The 17,094-nt window shown below is 71.9% G+C and carries 12 protein-coding genes; 3 read left to right on the forward strand and 9 right to left on the reverse strand.

The annotated features are described in order from the left end of the window. Nucleotides 1-188: 188 nt before the first annotated feature. The 4 genes from EV292_RS18850 to EV292_RS18865 all read right to left on the reverse strand — a co-directional run bounded on the left by EV292_RS18850 (nucleotide 189) and on the right by EV292_RS18865 (nucleotide 7,941). On the reverse strand, nucleotides 189-2,237 hold the full coding sequence (locus EV292_RS18850; RefSeq protein WP_132910809.1) for a beta-L-arabinofuranosidase domain-containing protein: 2,049 nt from the start codon (nucleotides 2,235-2,237) through the stop codon (nucleotides 189-191). A 23-nt stretch (nucleotides 2,238-2,260) separates the two neighbouring features. Continuing rightward, nucleotides 2,261-4,351 carry a glutaminase family protein gene (locus EV292_RS18855; protein ID WP_132910810.1) on the reverse strand — a complete coding sequence of 697 codons (2,091 nt, stop codon included), beginning with the start codon at nucleotides 4,349-4,351 and terminating at the stop codon, nucleotides 2,261-2,263. Nucleotides 4,352-4,383: 32 nt separating this feature from the next. Next, nucleotides 4,384-7,161, reverse strand: coding sequence for a TonB-dependent receptor (locus EV292_RS18860; protein WP_243693859.1), 2,778 nt, complete (start codon nucleotides 7,159-7,161; stop codon nucleotides 4,384-4,386). Between the two features lie 141 nt (nucleotides 7,162-7,302). Continuing rightward, the gene (locus EV292_RS18865) at nucleotides 7,303-7,941 is read right to left on the reverse strand and encodes a TetR/AcrR family transcriptional regulator (RefSeq protein ID WP_132910811.1); all 639 of its coding nucleotides are present in this window, start codon (nucleotides 7,939-7,941) and stop codon (nucleotides 7,303-7,305) included. Between the two features lie 113 nt (nucleotides 7,942-8,054). Here EV292_RS18865 and EV292_RS18870 point away from each other — a divergent pair, with 113 nt between their 5' ends. Then, the gene (locus tag EV292_RS18870; protein ID WP_132910812.1) at nucleotides 8,055-9,041 is read left to right on the forward strand and encodes an aldo/keto reductase; all 987 of its coding nucleotides are present in this window, start codon (nucleotides 8,055-8,057) and stop codon (nucleotides 9,039-9,041) included. On the opposite strand, the gene EV292_RS18875 is transcribed toward EV292_RS18870, so the two are convergent. Both EV292_RS18875 and EV292_RS18880 read right to left on the reverse strand, forming a co-directional pair. After that, nucleotides 8,972-9,568 carry a sigma-70 family RNA polymerase sigma factor gene (locus tag EV292_RS18875; protein ID WP_132910813.1) on the reverse strand — a complete coding sequence of 199 codons (597 nt, stop codon included), beginning with the start codon at nucleotides 9,566-9,568 and terminating at the stop codon, nucleotides 8,972-8,974. The two genes, EV292_RS18870 and EV292_RS18875, sit on opposite strands and share 70 nt — an antisense overlap. A gap of 159 nt (nucleotides 9,569-9,727) precedes the next feature. Further along, complete coding sequence (locus tag EV292_RS18880; protein ID WP_132910814.1) at nucleotides 9,728-12,439, reverse strand: TonB-dependent receptor; 2,712 nt, start codon at nucleotides 12,437-12,439, stop codon at nucleotides 9,728-9,730. Nucleotides 12,440-12,842: 403 nt separating this feature from the next. On the opposite strand from EV292_RS18880, the gene EV292_RS18885 reads away from it, so the two are divergent. Continuing rightward, nucleotides 12,843-13,148: a helix-turn-helix transcriptional regulator gene (locus EV292_RS18885; RefSeq protein WP_132910815.1), complete on the forward strand. Its 306-nt coding sequence runs from the start codon at nucleotides 12,843-12,845 to the stop codon at nucleotides 13,146-13,148. Further along, nucleotides 13,145-14,320, forward strand: coding sequence for a hypothetical protein (locus EV292_RS18890; RefSeq protein ID WP_243693860.1), 1,176 nt, complete (start codon nucleotides 13,145-13,147; stop codon nucleotides 14,318-14,320). Before EV292_RS18885 ends, EV292_RS18890 begins: the two co-directional genes overlap by 4 nt. Here EV292_RS18890 and EV292_RS18895 read toward each other — a convergent pair. From EV292_RS18895 to EV292_RS18905, 3 genes are all read right to left on the reverse strand, one after another. After that, on the reverse strand, nucleotides 14,310-14,840 hold the full coding sequence (locus tag EV292_RS18895; protein ID WP_243693861.1) for a class I SAM-dependent methyltransferase: 531 nt from the start codon (nucleotides 14,838-14,840) through the stop codon (nucleotides 14,310-14,312). The genes EV292_RS18890 and EV292_RS18895 overlap by 11 nt on opposite strands. Before the next feature lie 44 nt (nucleotides 14,841-14,884). Further along, nucleotides 14,885-15,922, reverse strand: a complete 1,038-nt coding sequence (locus EV292_RS18900) for an alpha/beta hydrolase-fold protein (protein ID WP_132910817.1) — start codon at nucleotides 15,920-15,922, stop codon at nucleotides 14,885-14,887. Nucleotides 15,923-16,112: 190 nt separating this feature from the next. After that, a complete protein-coding gene (locus EV292_RS18905) occupies nucleotides 16,113-16,970 on the reverse strand; it encodes a toll/interleukin-1 receptor domain-containing protein (protein WP_132910818.1) in 858 nt (285 codons plus the stop codon). Between the last annotated feature and the right edge of the window lie 124 nt (nucleotides 16,971-17,094).

Raw genomic sequence — 17,094 nt, forward strand, 5'->3', positions numbered from 1 at the left:
CGAAAGCGAGACCTTTGCAAAAGCCGCGCAACGCGCCGCCGCTACCGTCATCCCGGACCAAGTCCGGGATGACGGAAGGTTTCGCAAAGGTCCCGCGGACGAAGGAGCACGGCTCGGCAGGCGTGACGCTCGTGGCTCTGGGCTCCTGCGTCCGCAGGAGCACGGGTCAACCGGGGTCGTGTCGGGCGCTAGCCCGCGGTGCCCGGCGGCAGCGTCGGAAAGGCGGTGATCCGCAGCTTGGGCGCGGCATAGGGCAGCAGCGTCACCGCGCGCCCCGGTCCGGTCGCGCGCGGGCGGGCGGGGGGCGGGGCGGCGGCGCCGTCGACCATCGGCCAGTCGCCGACCGGATAGGCCGCGGTCGACAGCACCACCGCCGGGCTGCGCCGCGAGAACGGCACCGGGCCGACCGCGCGCTCCACCCGCTCGATCGCGGCGCCGGGCGCGACCGCATAGGCCCAGTCGCTCGCGGGGCGCACCTCATAGTCCGCGGTGAGGCCGCGCTGGCGCCGGGTCGACCAGCGTTCCTCGACCGGCAGCGCGAAGACCAGCGCGCCGTCCTCGAAGCTGGTGGCGCCGTCCGCGCCGCGCACCGCGCGCGGGCGGCTGGCGAAGGCGAGCGTGACGCGGTCGCCGCGCCGCCAGACGCGCTCCAGCCGGACGAAGCCGTCGGTCGCGGTGAGCGGCGTGTCGCGGCCGTTGACGGTCACCGTCGCGCGCTCGGCCCAGCCGGGCACGCGCAGCCGCAGCGGGAAGGCGATCGGCCGCTCGGGCTCGAGCGTGATCGCGACCGTGTGGCGGAACGGATAATCGGTCTCCTGCCGCAGCGTGACGGGCACGTCGCGCACCCGCGTCGCGACGGTGCAGGGCGCGTAGAGCGTCGCCGCCAGCCCGCCGTCGGCCGAGGCCATCCACAGATGGGTGGTCAGCTTGGGCCAGCCCTGATGGAAATTGGCGGTGCAGCAGCCGAAATGCGGCTCCAGCCCGAACATGTTCGATTCCGGCCCGTTGGTGGTCCAGGGGCCGGGGCCGTGGACGCATTGCACCTGATTGGGCTGCTGATCGTACTGGTGCGCCCACATGTCGTCGGTGAAGGTGGCGGGCAGCGCGTTATAGGCGAGCCGCTCGATCCGGTCGGCCAGCGCCGCATCGCCGGTGATCGCCAGCGCCTGTTCGAGCGAGTACATCGCCTCGACGATCGCGCACAGTTCCACGCCCTGGCTCGGGCTGCGCCCGGCGAGATGCTCGTCGGCCGAGTAGATGCCGATCGGCAGCCCGTGATAGCGGTCGAGCGCGCCGAGCTGGCGCCGGAGCGCGGCGCGGTCCGCCGCGTCGCCCGACACCACCGACCAGACCGGCGAGACCTTGAGCGCCTGCGCGTTGTTGACGCCATGGACCGACAGCGCCGGGTCCTTCAACCCCTCGGGCACCTCACCGGGCACGTCGGGCCTGTCGAGACCGATCGCCTGCTTGCTGGTCTTGGTGCGATAGGGATAATCGGCGAACAGCCCCTGCCAGTCATAGCCCTGCCGCTTGAGCAGCGCGGCGAGGTCGAGCAGCTTGGCGTCGCCGGTGCGATTGTACAGCCAGATCACCGAGACGACCTGGTCCTGCCAGCGGAACTTGCCCCAGTTCTTCAGCGGCCGCGCGGGCAGCGCCTCGAGCTGGTGCGCGAAATAGGCACTCATCAGCCGCAGCACGCGCGGGTCGCCGGTCAGCTCGTGATATTGGGTGAGCGCCTTGAGCATCACCATGCGCGGCCACCAATCGTCGTTGCTGGCGGGGCCGAACATGCCGTCGGGGCGCTGGCTCGCCAGCGTCCAGTCGACGAAGCGCTGCGCCTTGGCCTTGAGCGCGGGATCGTCGAGCTGCCACGCCAGCGGCAGCAGCCCGTCGAGGAAATAGGGGCCGCGCTCCCAGCTCTCGCCGGTGCCGCCGAGCCAGCCGCTGTTGGCGCCGACGTCGGGCCAGGTCTCGTCGAGCCGCCCGCCCATGCCGCGCGCCTGGATCTCGAGCTGGCGCCGCAGCCAGCCGGCGGGCCGGATCGCGCCGGTCGGCAGCGGCTGGAACGGCTGCGGCGCGAGCGGGGCGCGGTTCTGCGTCAGCGGTGCGGTCGCAGGCGCGGTCTTGGGCGCGGCTTTCGGTGCGGCGTGGAGCGGGGCGAGCGTCGCGACCCCGGCGAGCGCCGCGCTGGCGGTGCTGGCGCGGAGCAGCGCGCGGCGGCTGATCGAATGGGCCATGTCTGTCCTCCTCGCTGTCCGGCTCACTTGACGGCGCGCGCGGCCCATTTGCGCCACAGCGCCGGGTCGTCGAGCATCTTGATGTACACGCCGCCAACCACCGCGCGCGCCTGGAAGCCGACCTGCGCGCCGTCGGTGGTCTCGTACCAGTCGCTCAGCGGCACCCGCGTCGGCGTCTCCTGCATGTAGCGGTGGAGCGGCTCGACCAGGCGCTCGAAGGTGGCGCGGTCGTCGGCCAGCGTCGCGCTCCACGTGATCCAGTCGAGCTTGGTATAGGTCTTGCGGCTGTCGAGCGGCAGGCCGTACTTGCCCTGATGGCGCTGGTAGAAGGCCAGCTCGCTGCGCCGGAGCGACGCGGGGAACAGCCCGCGGCCCAGCACCTTGTCCCACACGAGATTGTATTTCTGGCTCCACGTGCCGGGCTGGTCGAAGGCGAGCCGGGTATGATCGCCGTCCTGCGCCATCACCTGCCAGCGCGCCGCCATCTGCCTGGCAATGGTGCGATAGCGCGCCGCGTCCTGCTTCCGGCCGAGCAGCCGCGCCAGCTCGGCATAAGCGTCGAGCGCGCTGATCGCCTTGATCGACAGGTTGGTGTTGTGCGCGAGATGCCCGGCGAAATCGTCGGTGCTGAGCTGGTTGTCGGGGTCGAGCCCCTTGTCGCGGAGGAACTCGGCCCATTTCGTCAGCAGCGGCCAGTAGCGCCGGGCGACATCGGCGTTGCCCTGCACCTTGGCGAGCGCGCCGATCATCAGCAGCATGTTGCCGCTCTCCTCGACCGGCATCTGGTCGTCCTCGCTGCGCTCGCCGCCGCCATAGACCTGCCCGTTCGCCTGTGGATAGGTGCCGATGTCGTGCGGCGCGAACGGGAAGCGCCAGCGCGGCATCATGGAATAATCGAGGATCGGGCGCAGCTGCGCCTCGAGCAGGCGCGGGTTGAGCAGCAGGTAGAAGGGCGAGGTGGGATAGGTGATGTCCACCGTCGCGATGCAGCCGTTGCTGAAATTCTCCTTGGAGAAATAGAGCGGCGTGCCGTCGATGTCGGCGACCAGTTTGTGCGCCGCGAGCGTCTGGCGATAGGCCAGCACCGCCAGCTCGGCATAGGCACGGCCGCCGGCCTGTTCGAGATCGGCGGTGAGCTCGCGGTCGAAGGCGGCGGCGCGCTCGCGCAGCACCGGCTCGTCGCGCTCGGCGATCTGGAGCAGCTGCGCCATCGTCATGCCGTCGCGGCGCCAGTAAGCGGGGAGGCGGCGCTTGAAATATTCGATCGCGTCGATGTCGTCATAGGCGAGCATCGCGCGCCGCGTCACCGGCTCGGCGCCGACGCTGCCGAGGTCGAAGCGCGCCGCCAGCAACGGGCGGTTCTGGTGCGCCAGCCGCGGCATGGCGAGATCGTCGGGCACCGGCGCGGCGCCGTCGCGGAAGGCGGCGCGCTCGCCCTCGCCGATCGTCGCGGTGGTGGTGCCGGGCTGCTGCGGCACCGCGAGCTGCGCCCAGCCCCAGTCGATCCGCACGTTGTCGCCGACCTTCTGGAGCACCTGCTGCGAACTGGTGCCGACGCGCAGCACCGCCATGTCGCCGACGCGGCTGCTGCCCCATACCACCTGCTGCTGGTCGTCGTTGACCGCGAGCTGCGCGCTGGCGTCGACATAGACCTGCACCGCGTGCGCGCGCCCGTCGGTCGAGCGCACCGTCCAGCTCAGATAGGTGACCGGGCGCGAGACGAGGTCGAGGTCGTCGGGCAGCGCGGGCGAGAGGAAGGTGGCGGTGAGCCGCACCCCGCCGCCGTCGAACTCGTAGCTGGTGCGCGTCGGGGTGAGTTCGCGCGAGACCTGCGTCATCGCGTCGCCGCGCCCGCCGCCCATGAAGCGCAGCGCCTTGCCGTCGACGCGGACCCAGCCGCTGATCTGCTGCTCGCTCCCGGTCCAGTGCCGCGTCGGCGCGTCGTTGAGCCTGTCGGTCAGGCTCCACAGGCTGAGATACGGGTCGTGCGCCACCAGCGGCGTGGCGGGGGTGCGGACGGTGACCGGCGCCTGCGCGCGGAGCGGCGCGGTGAGCGGCAGCGCGACGAGGCAGCCGAGCGTGAGCGCGCGGGCGGCGAGACGGGTGGCGGGCATCCTGGCTCCTGCGTGAGAATAAGGCGTCGCCATCAGAAGCGGAAGCGCGCGCCGAGCGAGAAGGTCCGCGCCTCGTAGCGGATGTCGCGCGGGTAGCTCTGCGTGTCGCTGAAGTTGCGGACGTTCTGGAACGGCACCCCGGTCAGGTTGGTGGCGTCGAAGGTGAAGGTCAGGAACTCGACCGGGGTGAAGGCGGCGGAGAAGTCGAGCCGCTCGGTCGCGCGCGTATATTCGCCGGCGACCGCCGACTCGCTCTCGGTGTTGTTGTAGAAGTTCACCCAGTCGGTGCGGTAATTGTACGCGAGGCGCGCCGACACCGGCCCCTTCTCGTAGAGCAGGTTGGCGTTGTAGGTCCATTTCGAGGTGTTGGGCACGCGCACCAGCCGGCCCTGCTCGCCCAAGACCGTCGGCAGCGCCTGCTTGCCGTCGAGATAGGTGCCGTTGAGCTGGGTGCCGAAGCCGCTCAGCACGCCGGGCAGGAAGTCGAAGAAGGTGGTGAAGGCCAGCTCGACGCCCTGGATCCGCCCCTCGCCGGCATTCTCCGGGCGGGTCACCTGGATGTTGCCGAAGCCGGGGACCTGCTGGAACACCGTGTAGTTGCTGATGAAGCCCTTGAGGTCGCGGCGGAACACCGCGCCGGTCAGCGATCCGGTGCGGCTGAAATACCATTCCAGCGAGGCGTCGTAGTTCTTCGACTGGATCGGCTCGAGGTCGATGTTGCCGCTGCTGCCGTTATAATCGCCCAGGTTCACCGAGTCGCGCTGGAGCACGAAGGCGGGGTTGCTCTGGCCGAAGGTCGGGCGCGTGCGCGTCTCGGTGGCGGAGGCGCGGAACTGGAGCCGGTCGGTCAGCCGCGCGCGCAGGCTGACATTGGGCAGCACGTCGAGATAATTCTTGCGGTCGTCGGTGATGCGGATCTCGCCGTCGACCGAGCCCTGCCCGACCGTCTGGATCGTGGTGTTGACGACGCGCGCGCCGACCACGCCGTCGAGCGGGATGCCGCCGAGCTCGAAGCCGTAGTGGAGCTGGCCGTAGAAGGCGTAGGATTTCTCGTTGGCGGCGAATTGCGTGGTGTAGGGCGGCAGCGCCGGATCCCACAGCTCGGGGCGCTGGTCGGCGTTGCCGAGGTTGCTGATCCGCAGCCGGTCCTGCGCGAAGTCGCGCAGCGCCTCGATATTGTCGAACACGTCCTGGCCGTTGGGAGCATACCAGCGCCGCGTCGGCTGCGCGTCGCTGCCGCGGAAGCCTTCCTTGACCAGCCCGCCCATGCCGATCGGCGCGGCGGTGAGCGGCACGCGCTGCGCGCGGATGTTGGCGTAGCGCGTGCCGTCGGCGAAGCTGCTCTTGCGCGTGGTGTAGCGCGTGCCGACCTGGATCTTGTCGATCCCGTCGAGCTCGAAGTCGAGCTCGAGATCGTTGCGCCACTGCCAGCCCGAGCCGCGCCCCTCGCGCCGCCGGTCGAAGATGCCGCGGATGACGTAATTGTTCGGATCGGTCAGGTCGAAGCCGGGCAGCGCGAACTCGACGCCGCCATAGTCGCGGTCGATGTCGAAGCTGACGTCCGCGGTGGCCGGATCGCGCGCGGCGAAGTCGAAGCCGTAGTCGGTGAAATAATTGCGCGTGTCGGTATAGGCGAGATCGGTGCTGAAGCGGGCGTGCTCGCCCTTGATGCTGCCGCCGGCGGCGAACTGATAGGTGTTGGTGGTGCTGTGCGGCACGCCGCGGAACAGGTCGGTGCCGATCGATCCCTCGCCGCCCGAGCGGGTGAGGCTCTTGACCTTGCCCGGATCGTCCTCGTCGAGCACGACGTTGCTGAAGGTCGGGTTGCCGTTGCGCAGCCGGATCGCCAGCTCGCTGTTCTCCTCGCGGCTGCGATAGCCCTGGTACAGCCCCTCGACGTACAGCTCGACATTGTCGGCGGGGCGCCATTGCAGCGAGCCGTTGACCGAGGGCCGCCAGCGCTTGCCGTTATTGTAGAAGATGCCGACCGACTCGGGGAGCTTGAAGTCGCGGCCGACGCCGGGCGTGGTGATGACCTGTTCGTCGACCGGCGTGTCGACGTCGCCGCTGTCCCAGCGCGCCGAGGTGAGATAATGCGTCTGCGTGTAGGAGACGTTGATCAGCGCGCCGAACTCGCCGATCGGCGTGTCGAACCGGTCGGTGACCAACAGGCTGCCCTGCGGATCGACCTCGCGGGCCTGATCGCCGTAGATGCCGCGGATCGACCCCGCGATCTCGAACCCGTCGAAGTCGAACGGCCGGCGCGAGCGCACGTTGACCAGCCCGGCGATGCCGCCCTCGACCAGGTCGGCGGTGGTCGACTTGTAGACCTCGAGCCCGGCGAGCGAGGCGGCGGGGAAGTCCTGGAACGCGACCTGGCGCCCCTCCGCGGTGTAGAGCTCGCGCCCGTTGAAGGTGGTGGTGACGTCGGGCAGGCCGCGCACCGAGACGCCATTGGCCTCGTCCTGCGAGCGCGACACCTGCACGCCGGTGATCCGCGCCAGCGCCTCGGCGGCATTGTTGTCGGGCAGCTTGCCGATGTCCTCGGCGACGACCGCGTCGAGGATCTGGTCGGAGTCGCGCTTGAGCGCCTGCGCGCCCTGGACGCTGCGGCGCAGGCCGGTGACGATGATGTCCTCGCCGCCGGCGGCAGGCGTGGTGGCGGGATCGGCCACCGCCGCGCCGGGGTCGCCCGAGGGCAGCGTGCCCGCGTCCGGCGGCGTGGCGGAGGCGTCCTGCGCGGTCGCGGGCGCCGTCCAGCCGAGCGCCATCGCCACCGCGAGCACCGACGCGGAGTCGCTAATTGTCATGTGACCTCTCCCGTGGCCGCTTTTTTCAACGGCTTAGCCAGAGGGGTAGCGCGCGGGTTAAATAAAAGAAAGCATATAATCAGATAATTGTGTGAGCGTTCACGCGGGCGGCGGGCCGGGCCGCGCGCCGCGTCGTCGCGCTCAGGCGTCGGGGTGAGGGGGCGGGCGGTCGGCGTCGTCCGCGTCCCGCGCGCGCAGCCCGTCGACCAGCAGCCCGACGATCCGCTGCGCCTGCGCGGGATCGGACACCGACAGGCACAGCTGCGCCGCGGCAAGGAGGAACTCGTCCGCGCCGATGTCGCCGCGGATCGCGCCGCTCGCGGCGGCGCGGTCGAACAGGCGCCGGAACGCGGGCATCAGCCGCTCCTCGCGCCGCGCCGGCAGCGCGGCGAAGGCGGGGTCGCCCGAGTGAAGCGCCTTGGCCAGGCCCTGTTTGGTGATCGCCAGCGCGACGAAATGCCGCATCCACGCCGCCAGCGCCGCGAAGGGGGGCAGGCGGTCGTGCAGCGCATCGGCCTCGTCGGCGCAGGAATCGAGCTCCTGCCGGAACACCGCGGCGATCAGGTCGGGGCGGCGCGGGAAGTGGCGGTACAGCGTGCCGACGCCGACACCGGCGCGCTCGGCGATGTCGCGCACCGGCGCCTCCAGCCCGGCGACCGCGAACACCTCCTTGGCGGCGCGGAGCACCGCCCGCAGGTTGCGCTGCGCGTCCGCGCGGGCGGGCTTGGGGGAACGGGCGGGCTCGGCCACGCCCTCGCCTGATCCTGTGGCGCGCGTCATCACAAACCCCTTGAAAAGCGGAACGCGTTCCGCTTATAGAAAGCGGAGGATGTTCCGCTTCATCGTCCTACCGCCCGCGATGCGGCCGGGCAAGGCAGCTACAGGAGATCGCGATGCGCTATCGTTCCCTCGGCCGGACCGGGATCAAGGTCAGCCCCTACGCCCTCGGGGCGATGATGTTCGGCGCGATCGCCAATAGCGACGCCGAGGCCTGCACGCGGATCATCCACAAGGCGCTGGACGCCGGGATCAACCTCATCGACACCGCGGATCGCTACAGCAACGGCGAGTCCGAGGAGATCGTCGGCCGCGCGCTCAAAGGCCGGCGCGACCATGTCGTGCTCGCGACCAAGTTCACCGCGCCGATGGGGGCCGACCCGAACCAGCAGGGCGGATCGCGCCGCTGGATCGTCCGCGCGGTGGAGGACTCGCTGCGGCGGCTGGGGACCGATCATATCGACCTCTATCAGGTCCATCGCCTGCCCGACGACGTCGACGTCGAGGAGATCCTGTCGACGCTGACCGACCTGACGCGCGCGGGCAAGATCCGCGCCTTCGGCGCTTCGACCGTGCCCGCCTCCGACATCGTCGCGGCGCAGGTCGTATCCGAGCGCCGCGGGCTCGCGCGCTTCCGCACCGAGCAGCCGCCCTATTCGATCCTCAGCCGGTCGATCGAGCGCGAGGTGCTGCCGGTCTGCGAGCGTTACGGCATGGGGGTGCTGGCGTGGAGCCCGCTCGCCAAGGGGATGCTCACCGGCAAGTACCGCCGCGGGGCGGCGACGCCGGACACGCTGCGCGCGCGCTATTTCCCCAGCGCGATGTCGGACGCGGCCAGCCTCGACGCGGTCGAACGACTCCTCCCTCTGGCGGAGAGCGCGGGCCTGTCGCTGATGCACATGGCGCTCGCCTTCGTGGTGGCGCATCCCGCCGTGTCCGCGGCGCTGATCGGCCCGCGCACGGAGGCGCAGCTCGACGGCATCGACGCGATCGTGCCGCCGGGGGTCGATGTCGCGCCGCTGGAAGGGTCGGCCTATGTCCCGCCCGCGCTGGCGCACGCGTCGCTGCGCCGCCGCGCGCCCGACGATCGCGCCGCCGCCTGAGGGTCGGCGCGGCGAGCGCGCGGTTCATCGCGCCGGTCCGCCCGCCCGCTCGCCTCGGGGACGCGCGCGCTGAGCCCGGTCATCGCCCGCACCAGATGCTTCTTCACCGCCTCGAGGCTCAGGCCCAGCTCCGCCGCGATCTCGGCGCGGGACAGGCCGTCGACATGGCGGCGCACGAAGACGGTACGGCGCAGCGGCGGCATCGCGGCGAGCGCGCGCTCGAAGCGCGCCAGCCGCTGGCGACCGTCGAGCCATTCGTCGGGCAGCGGCAGCGCGCAGGCGAGGTCGAGGTCGACCGGCTCATGGACGTGGCGTGCGCGCTGCGCCTGGCGGTAGATCACCGAGTCCGCCACGCGGAAGGCGTAGGCGAGCGGCCGGTCGATCCGCTGCCGGCGGTTGCGCTCGATCACGCGCAGCAGGGTCTCCTGTACCACGTCGCCGGCGCGGTCGGGGTCGCGCACGCGGCGTCGCGCATAAGCGACGAGCCGCGGATGCGCGGCGACGAGCATGGCGCCGACATCGCTCATCGCGACGCGGCGCGTCCGGTGCGATCCGTCGCGCCCGGTCGGTGGAACGGCGCAGGCGGCAGGCGGCAACCCATATCGTAACGAGCCCGGAACGATCGAGGTCGCCGCCATAGAGCGCGGCGGGGACGCGCGGCAAGCCGGCCCCGCCGCCGCGCTGGCTCAGAATGTCACGCGGACGCCGCCGAGCACCGTCGTGCCCGCCCGGGTGACGACGTAGAGCCGCTTGCTGCTGTTGGAATATTGCCGCTCGCGCTGGTTGGTCAGGTTGACGCCGTTCAGCGTCAGCTGGACATGCCGGTCGAGCGTGTAATGCGCGGACATGTCGACATAGATCGTTCCCTCGAAACCGGTGACGTCCTGGTCCGGCCCGAGCGGGGTGAGGACGGGCGAGGCGCTGTAGATGTACCCGCTGCGGTAATTGGCCGAGACGCGGGCGTCGAACGCCTTGTCCTGATAATAGAGCGTGGCATTGGCATTGTAGCGGCTCAGCCCCTCCAGCGTGGTCGTGATGCCGCCCGGATAGAGGCGGGCGTAATCCAGCCGCGAGGCGACGTACGTGAGGTTGAGCGCGGTCCCCAGCCGGTCCAGCGGCGCGGGCAGGAAGCGGAGGTCGGCCTGTCCCGACACTTCCACGCCATACAGGTTCGTTCGCGCCAGATTGACCGGCCGCGAGAAGCTGTTGACCAGGGTGGTCGCGGTCACCCCGGGGTAGAGGTTGTCGGGCAGACCGGTGCGGCGATAGGGCACGTCGTTCACCGTCTGGGTCGAGACGAAGCCGTCGAGCGACTTGTAGAAGGTCGCCGCGGCGACATAGCCGACCGAACCGAAATAATATTCGGCGGAGAGGTCGAGGTCGTTGGAGCGATAGGGCCGCAGCGCGGGGTTGCCGATCGCGACGCTGAGCTCGCCATTGTCGTTGCTGACGCTGCCGTTGACCGCCAGCGCGCCGAGCGCGGGCCGGTTGATGTTGCGCGCCGCGGCGAGGCGCAGCAGCGCGCCGCGGTCGAGCTCGAGGATCAGATTGGCGGCGGGCAGCACGCCCTGGTACGCGCCGCGCACCGTCACCGGCCCGACGCTCGCCACGCCGCGCGACGTGACGCGGGTGGCATAATAACGCGCGCCGACATTGCCGCGGAACGGCAGCGCGCCGATCAGATGGGTCCAGTCATATTGGACGAAGCCGGCACCGGTGCGTTCCTCGACCGAGAAGACGCGCGCCACGCTCAGATAGTCGCGGTGGTTGATGTTCAACTGCTTCAGCATCTTGGGAAAGTCGACGATCGACCAGCGCTGGCCGGGATAGCCGGCATAGACCGTGGCATAGCCGTCGACCCGCGCGCTGACCATGCCCGAGCGGAAGGCGCCGGTGAGGATATCGTCCTGCTCGGCATAGCGACCGTCGTTGGCGAAGCGGCGCCACTCGCCGCCCAGGCTGAGCGTGTCGTCGGGCGAGATCCGATAGTCCAGCCGGGCCTTGGCATTGTCGAGCGCGGTGTGCTGGAAGGTCGCGTTGGCGTAGAGGCGTCGCGCGTGCCAGAAGCGCGCGTCCGCCGGATCGAAGCGATACCGGTTGACCAGGGCGTAGCGCCCGCCGCGATAATCGGACGTGACCCCGCCGAACCCCTCCAGCGTGAACTTGTCGTTGACCGGCATGTCGTAGCGCGAGCGCTCGACCCCGCCCGTCCACGACAGGGTCAACCCCTCCGCCAGCGCGGCGTCGCCGCTCAGCACCAGTTGCCGGAAGACGTTGCGGGTGTCCTGCCGACGCGTCTCGGTCGCCGCCTTGCCGCCGCTGACGTCGAGATAGACGACCTCGTCGCGATCGTTCCACTCGAGCGCGTTGACGCGTGCGTTCGGGTAGACGACGCCGGCGAAGGTCTCGCCGCCGCCCAGCCAGGTCGAGCCGCCGCCCCCGCGCGAGGCGAGATGGGTCTCGAACCGGTCGCCGGTGAAGCGGCCGTAGAGCGCGTCGAGCGTGAGATGGACCGAGGGCGCGGGATTCCATTGCAGCGCGGCGGTGAGCCCGAGCCGCTCCTGCGTGCTGTCCCACACCGACAGGCGGTTGCCGCGCGCGAACAGCAGCGCGCCCGAGTTGATCCTGGTGCGTTCCGCGGCGGTCAGCGCGGAGAGGTCGCTGCCATTGGCCTTGTTGTGGCGCCACCGATAGGTGTCGACACCCTGCTCGCGCGTCTGGCGGCGGCTGTAGGCGCCCGAGACGAGGAGCCCGATATCGCCCCCGTTGAGCGAGACCAGCCCGGTCAGCCGCGGCTGGACGTCGTGGGTCAGCGTGTTGGTGCCGGCCTGCGCCGACAGCGCCACCTTGCTCCGTCGCGAATCGAACGGGCGCGCGGTGAAGAGCCCGACGGTGCCCGCCAGGCCGCCCTCGGTCTGGCGCGCCTGATAGGATTTCTCGACATCGACGTGCTCGAACAGCTCGGCCGCGAACAGGTTGAAGTCGAACGCCCGGTCGCGCGTGGTCTGGCCGCGGCTGTCCTGCGGCGAGTCGACGTTGCCGAGCACCTCCATGCCGTTGAGCTGGACGCGGGTGAAGTCGGGGCCGAGCCCGCGCAGGCTGATGCGGCGCCCCTCGCCCGCCTCGCGGTTGATCGCTACGCCGGGGACACGTTGCAACGCCTCGGCGAGGTTGAGGTCGGGGAAAGCGGCGATGTCGGAGGCGGCGATCGTCTCCTTGATGATCGTGGCCTCGCGCTTGGCGTCGCGCGCGGCGGCGAGGCTGGTGCGATAGCCGGTGACGACGATGTCGCCCGCGGAGTCGGCGGCATCGGCGGTCGCGGCCTGCTGCGCGAGCGCGGGCGGCGCGAGAAAGCCGAGAGCGGTGGTGGCAAGCCACCAGCGGCGTGCGATCTTCATGGTCATTCCCCCATATCAAACGTCGTTGCGACAGCTGCCGGCCGTCCGGACCGACAGTCGTCCGGGGGGAGGCGGGTGACACGCCGGCGGGGACAGCAAGATTTGTAAAAGTTTTGCGACAGACGTCGAACGCCGGCGGCATCATCAGAGACTGGCGGATCGGACAGACGGTGCGAGCGAATCGCACGATGATCTTCGCTTCGTGCGATCTCAGTCAGATAGATCGTAGGTTTCCGGAAGATCATCCTTAGCGCGGAACGGGCGGAGCGGCGGCAGCAAGGCCGAACGGTCGACGCCTCGCCGGCGGGCCGGACGACGGCCGCCTGCTGCCCTCCACGCCAGCCTCGACCCACGCTGGCGATGGCGGCTTGACAGCAAATCTACCTAGGTAGATTTATCACTCATGCCCCGCACGCGCGCGCTCTCGCCCCATGCCCGGATCGTCCTCGCGGTGCTGCTCGAGGCGGAGGGGCGATGGTCGCACGGCTATGAACTGGCGCGCCGCGCCGGGGTGCGCTCCGGCACGCTCTATCCGTTGCTGATCCGGCTGGAAGCGCAAGGCTATCTCGCGGCGGAATGGCAGCAGCCGGCCGCGGGACGCCCGCCGCGGCACGCCTATCGCCTGACCGCGGCCGGGGTCGACCTCGCCCGCGCCAACCCGCCGGCGCCCGCCCCGGCGACCGGCCGGCGCGCCGAGGTGATGCTGTGAGCCTCGGCCTGCGCCGCGCTCTGGTCGGCCTCGCCTGCGCGCTGCTGCACGCCGCGCTGCCCGCCCCGATGCGGCCATGGGCAGCGGCGGTCCGCTGCGAGGCGGCGAGCATCGCCGACGATACCGCCGCGCTCCTGTTCACGCTCGACAGCCTGGCCGGGCTGCTGCCGCGGGCGATCGCGGCGCAGTTCCGCCGCTGCTGCGCCGCGCCGTTCCGCTTCCACCCGCCCGTTCCCGGAGGATCGACCGTCATGACCATCGTCGGCGCGCTGCTGCACCGGCCGCGCGCGCTCGGCATCGCCTGCGCCGTCGGCGCGGCCGCGCTGGGGCTCGTCTATCTGGCATGGGCCGGCGCGCCGCCGCGCTATCTCGGCGTCAACGCCGGCGCGCTGGTGGTCGGTCTCACGCTGCTCGCGCTGCTCGGCGGCGCGGCGGGCGAGCGACACGCCGGCGGCGCGACCGTCGCCGCGGCGGGCGCGCTGCTGGCGACGGCGCTGCTCGGCGCCGAGGTGGAGGGCGCGGCGCGCTGGGTCAACCTGGGCGGCGGGCTGGCGCTCCAGCCGAGCCTGGTGCTGCTGCCGCTGATGCTGGTCGCCTTCGCGCGCGACCGCAGCCTGGCCGCGACCGCGGGTCTGGTCGTCGCCGCGGCGGCGAGCGCGCTCCAGCCTGATCGCGCGATGGCGGGGATGCTCGTCGCGGGGCTGGCCGCGCTCGTGCTGGTCCGCCGCGAGCCGCGCGCCGTCGCGGCGCTGGTCGCCGGGCTGCTCGGCCTGGCGGTGACGCTGGCGCGCGCCGACACGCTGCCCGCGGTCGCGTTCGTCGACCGTGTCCTCGCCACCTCCTTCGCGGTCCATCCCGTCGCCGGGCTGGCGGTATGGGAAGGCGCGGCGCTGCTGCTCGTGCCCGCGCTGGCCGGCGCGCGCGCCGCGGCGGGCGACCGCGCGCTTTACGCGGTCTTCGCCGCGGTCTGGGGCGCCGCGATCGGGGCGGCGGCGCTCGGCCATTATCCCACGCCGGTCGTCGGCTATGGCGGCAGCGCGATCATCGGCTATGCGCTGAGCCTGCTGGCGCTGCCGCGGCGCGTCGGCGCGGGGGCGGGGAGCGCGGCTCGCCACGACGGCACCGTCGCGGCACCGCCGGCCGATCGGGTCTCGCGCGTCGCTATCGCCTGACCGCCTCGTAATGATGGTTGCCGCCCGCGTCGGTGTGGCTGCCCACCGCCTCCAGCCCCGCTGCGGCGAGCGCCGCGGCATAAGCGGCGGCGCCGAGCGAGCGCGATGGCCGGCCGGTCAGCGTGTCGCGCCACCGGCCGGTCTCGCGCGGGGCGCTGAACAGGAAGCGCCCGCCCGGTTCGAGCACGCGCGCCACCTTGGCGAGCAGCGCGCGCTGCTCCGGGGCGGGGAGCAGGAACACCAGCCCGATCGCGATCGCGCCGGCGAAGCGCCGGTCGAAGAAGGCGCCGTGCTGCACCGTCTCGCACGCCACCGGCCGGCCGGGGAGATGGCGGCGATGCGCCGCGACCAGCCGCGGCGAGGCGTCGACGCCCCAGGTCGCGAAGCCCGCGGCGACCAACGCGCGCGCCACGGGCACGCCGTCGCCGCAGCCGAGGTCGAGGATCGCCGCGCCGGCGGGCAGCGTCGCGCGCGCCCAGTCGCGCACCAGCGCGGCGCCGGTGTCGGAGCGCAGCGCCATGAAGCGCTCCGCGACAGCGTCCCACCCGCCGGACGGATCGGGGGTCATCGCGCGGCGGCGCCGCCCGCGCGCGGCCGCGCCGGCTGATCGCGCCAGATCCAGCGCAGCACGCCGGGCAGCAGCGCGCCGCCGTCCGCGTCGCTGTGGCCGCCGTCGGTCCAGACATGGTCGACGTCGTAGCGCGCGCCGCGGTCCCCCGTCGCGTCGGCGTGCGCATTGGCCCAGCGCAGCGCCGCGAGCATCTGCTGGTTGGCGAGGAACCAATGGCCATGCTCGTTGTCGAGATCGGCGCGCCCGTCCTGGAGGAAGACGCGCAGCGGGCGGATCGGCGACTTGCGGATCAGCCCGGGATAGACGTCGCCGCCATAGGCCAGCGGCGTGCCGTCGGCGCCGAGCCGCAGCCCGATCGAGGTGTAGCTGCCGATGAAGCTGATGACGTTGCCGAACGCCTCGGGGTGGCGCCACGCCACCGTCCAGGAGGCGATCGCCCCGCTCGACGTGCCCGCGATCGCGCGTCGCCGCGGGTCGGCGGCGAAGCGCCAGCGCCGCGCCACCGCGGGGAGCAGCTCGTCCAGCGTCATGCGGGAATAATCGTCGGACAGCGCGTCATATTCTTCGGCGCGATGGTCCGGGTTGGCCATGCCCAGCGTGTCGGGATAGCGCGCGCTGCGATGCCCCGGCGTGACGAAGACGCCCAGGGTCGGGGGGATCGCGCCGGCGCGGATCAGCGCGTCGAGCACCGCGGGGACGCGCAGCGACCCGTCCGGCCGGGTGGCGCGCTGGCCGTCCTGGAACAGCAGCAGGTTGGGCGGGCGCGCCGGATCGTAGCCGGGCGGGACATAGACCCAATAGCGCCGCACCGTGCCGGGATAGACGCGCGACGCGAGCGCGAACGGTCCCTCCAGCCGCACCGCGGCAGGCGGGGTCGGGGCAGGGGCGGTCACGACGGGGCCGGTCGCGACGGGGGCGGGCGTGACGGGCGCCGAGGGGATGCGCGCCTGCTGTCCGGGCCGCGCGCCGGGCGCGGCGGCAGCGGCGAGCGCCGCCACGGTCAGTGCCGCCGTGAGGAAGATCGCGCGCATGGTCCGCTCCCCGTCCGTGGTGGTCCGGGCCATTCGCGCCCGGACGCGCCGCAGCCTAGAGGATGATCCGCCCCGTTTGAAACACCGGCCTGTGCTGCGGCGCCGGCGGGAGCGCAGCGCCGCGATCCTTCTCGCGGCCCCGCGCCCGGGCGGGCGCCGCAGCAGGCTCCGCCTGCGACGGATCGACCACCTAGCCCGCGGTCAGCGGGCCGATCGCCGCGATCAGGCGCGCGAGGTCGGCGTCCGAGATCGTCCAGTTGATCTGATGCGCCTGCGCGGTGCCGGGCGCGGGCAGCGCGGGGGTGACCGTGACGATGCGCGGATCGTCCATCGCGACCCGGATCATCTGGTCGATCGCGCCCGCGTGCGACGCCGCATGGTCGACGCCCTTGCCCAGCCGCAGCGCCACCACGCGCAGCCGGGCGCGGCCGCCGCCCGCGCGCGCCGCATTCTCGTCGCGGATCATCCGCACCTCGGCGCGGCAATAGTCGCTGTGCATGTAATGATCGTTGAGCACCAGCACCGCGACCTGCGCGCTGCGCACCGCCGACTGGAACAGCACCTCCCAATCGTCGCGCCGGATCCCGGCGTAAGGGAAGCTGCCGTCGGGGCGGCGCATCTCGGGGCGCAGGTCGGGGGTGATCGTCATCTTCGGGACGCGCGCGGGCAGGGTGCGCAGCGTGCGGCCGTAGATCCCCGCGGGCAGTCCGGGCGTGAGCGCCTCCTCCACCTCGCGCTGGAACGGTCCCACCGTCTCGCGCTCGGCGAAGGGCACCGCGTCGCGCGGCAGATAGGGCGCGAGGATGTGATCGGCGTAGATCGAGGTCCGCGAGAGCGCGAGCCGCTCCATCAGCCGGTTGTGGAGCCAGCGGACGAAGGGATCGCCCCCGCCCTTCATCGCGAAGCTCAGCACGATCCGGCTGCGCACCCGGCGTGACTGGTGCGACGGGTCGGCGGTGATCTCGGTCGGGCGCCAGCTCGGCGGCTGCAGGTCCATCCCGACGCGCGGCGGGGCGCCGGGGCTCGGCGGGCGGGAGGCGGGGGTCATGCGGCGGGTCTGACACGCCGTTCCGCCGCGACCAAGCCGCGGTTGATGACAATCGTAGCAACGCCGCGCGGCTTGCGCGCGCGCGGCGCGGCGTGCGATGCCCGGCGCAGGCGCGGAGACGGCG

Source organism: Sphingomonas sp. BK235, from assembly GCF_004345855.1.
Classification (GTDB): domain Bacteria; phylum Pseudomonadota; class Alphaproteobacteria; order Sphingomonadales; family Sphingomonadaceae; genus Sphingomonas.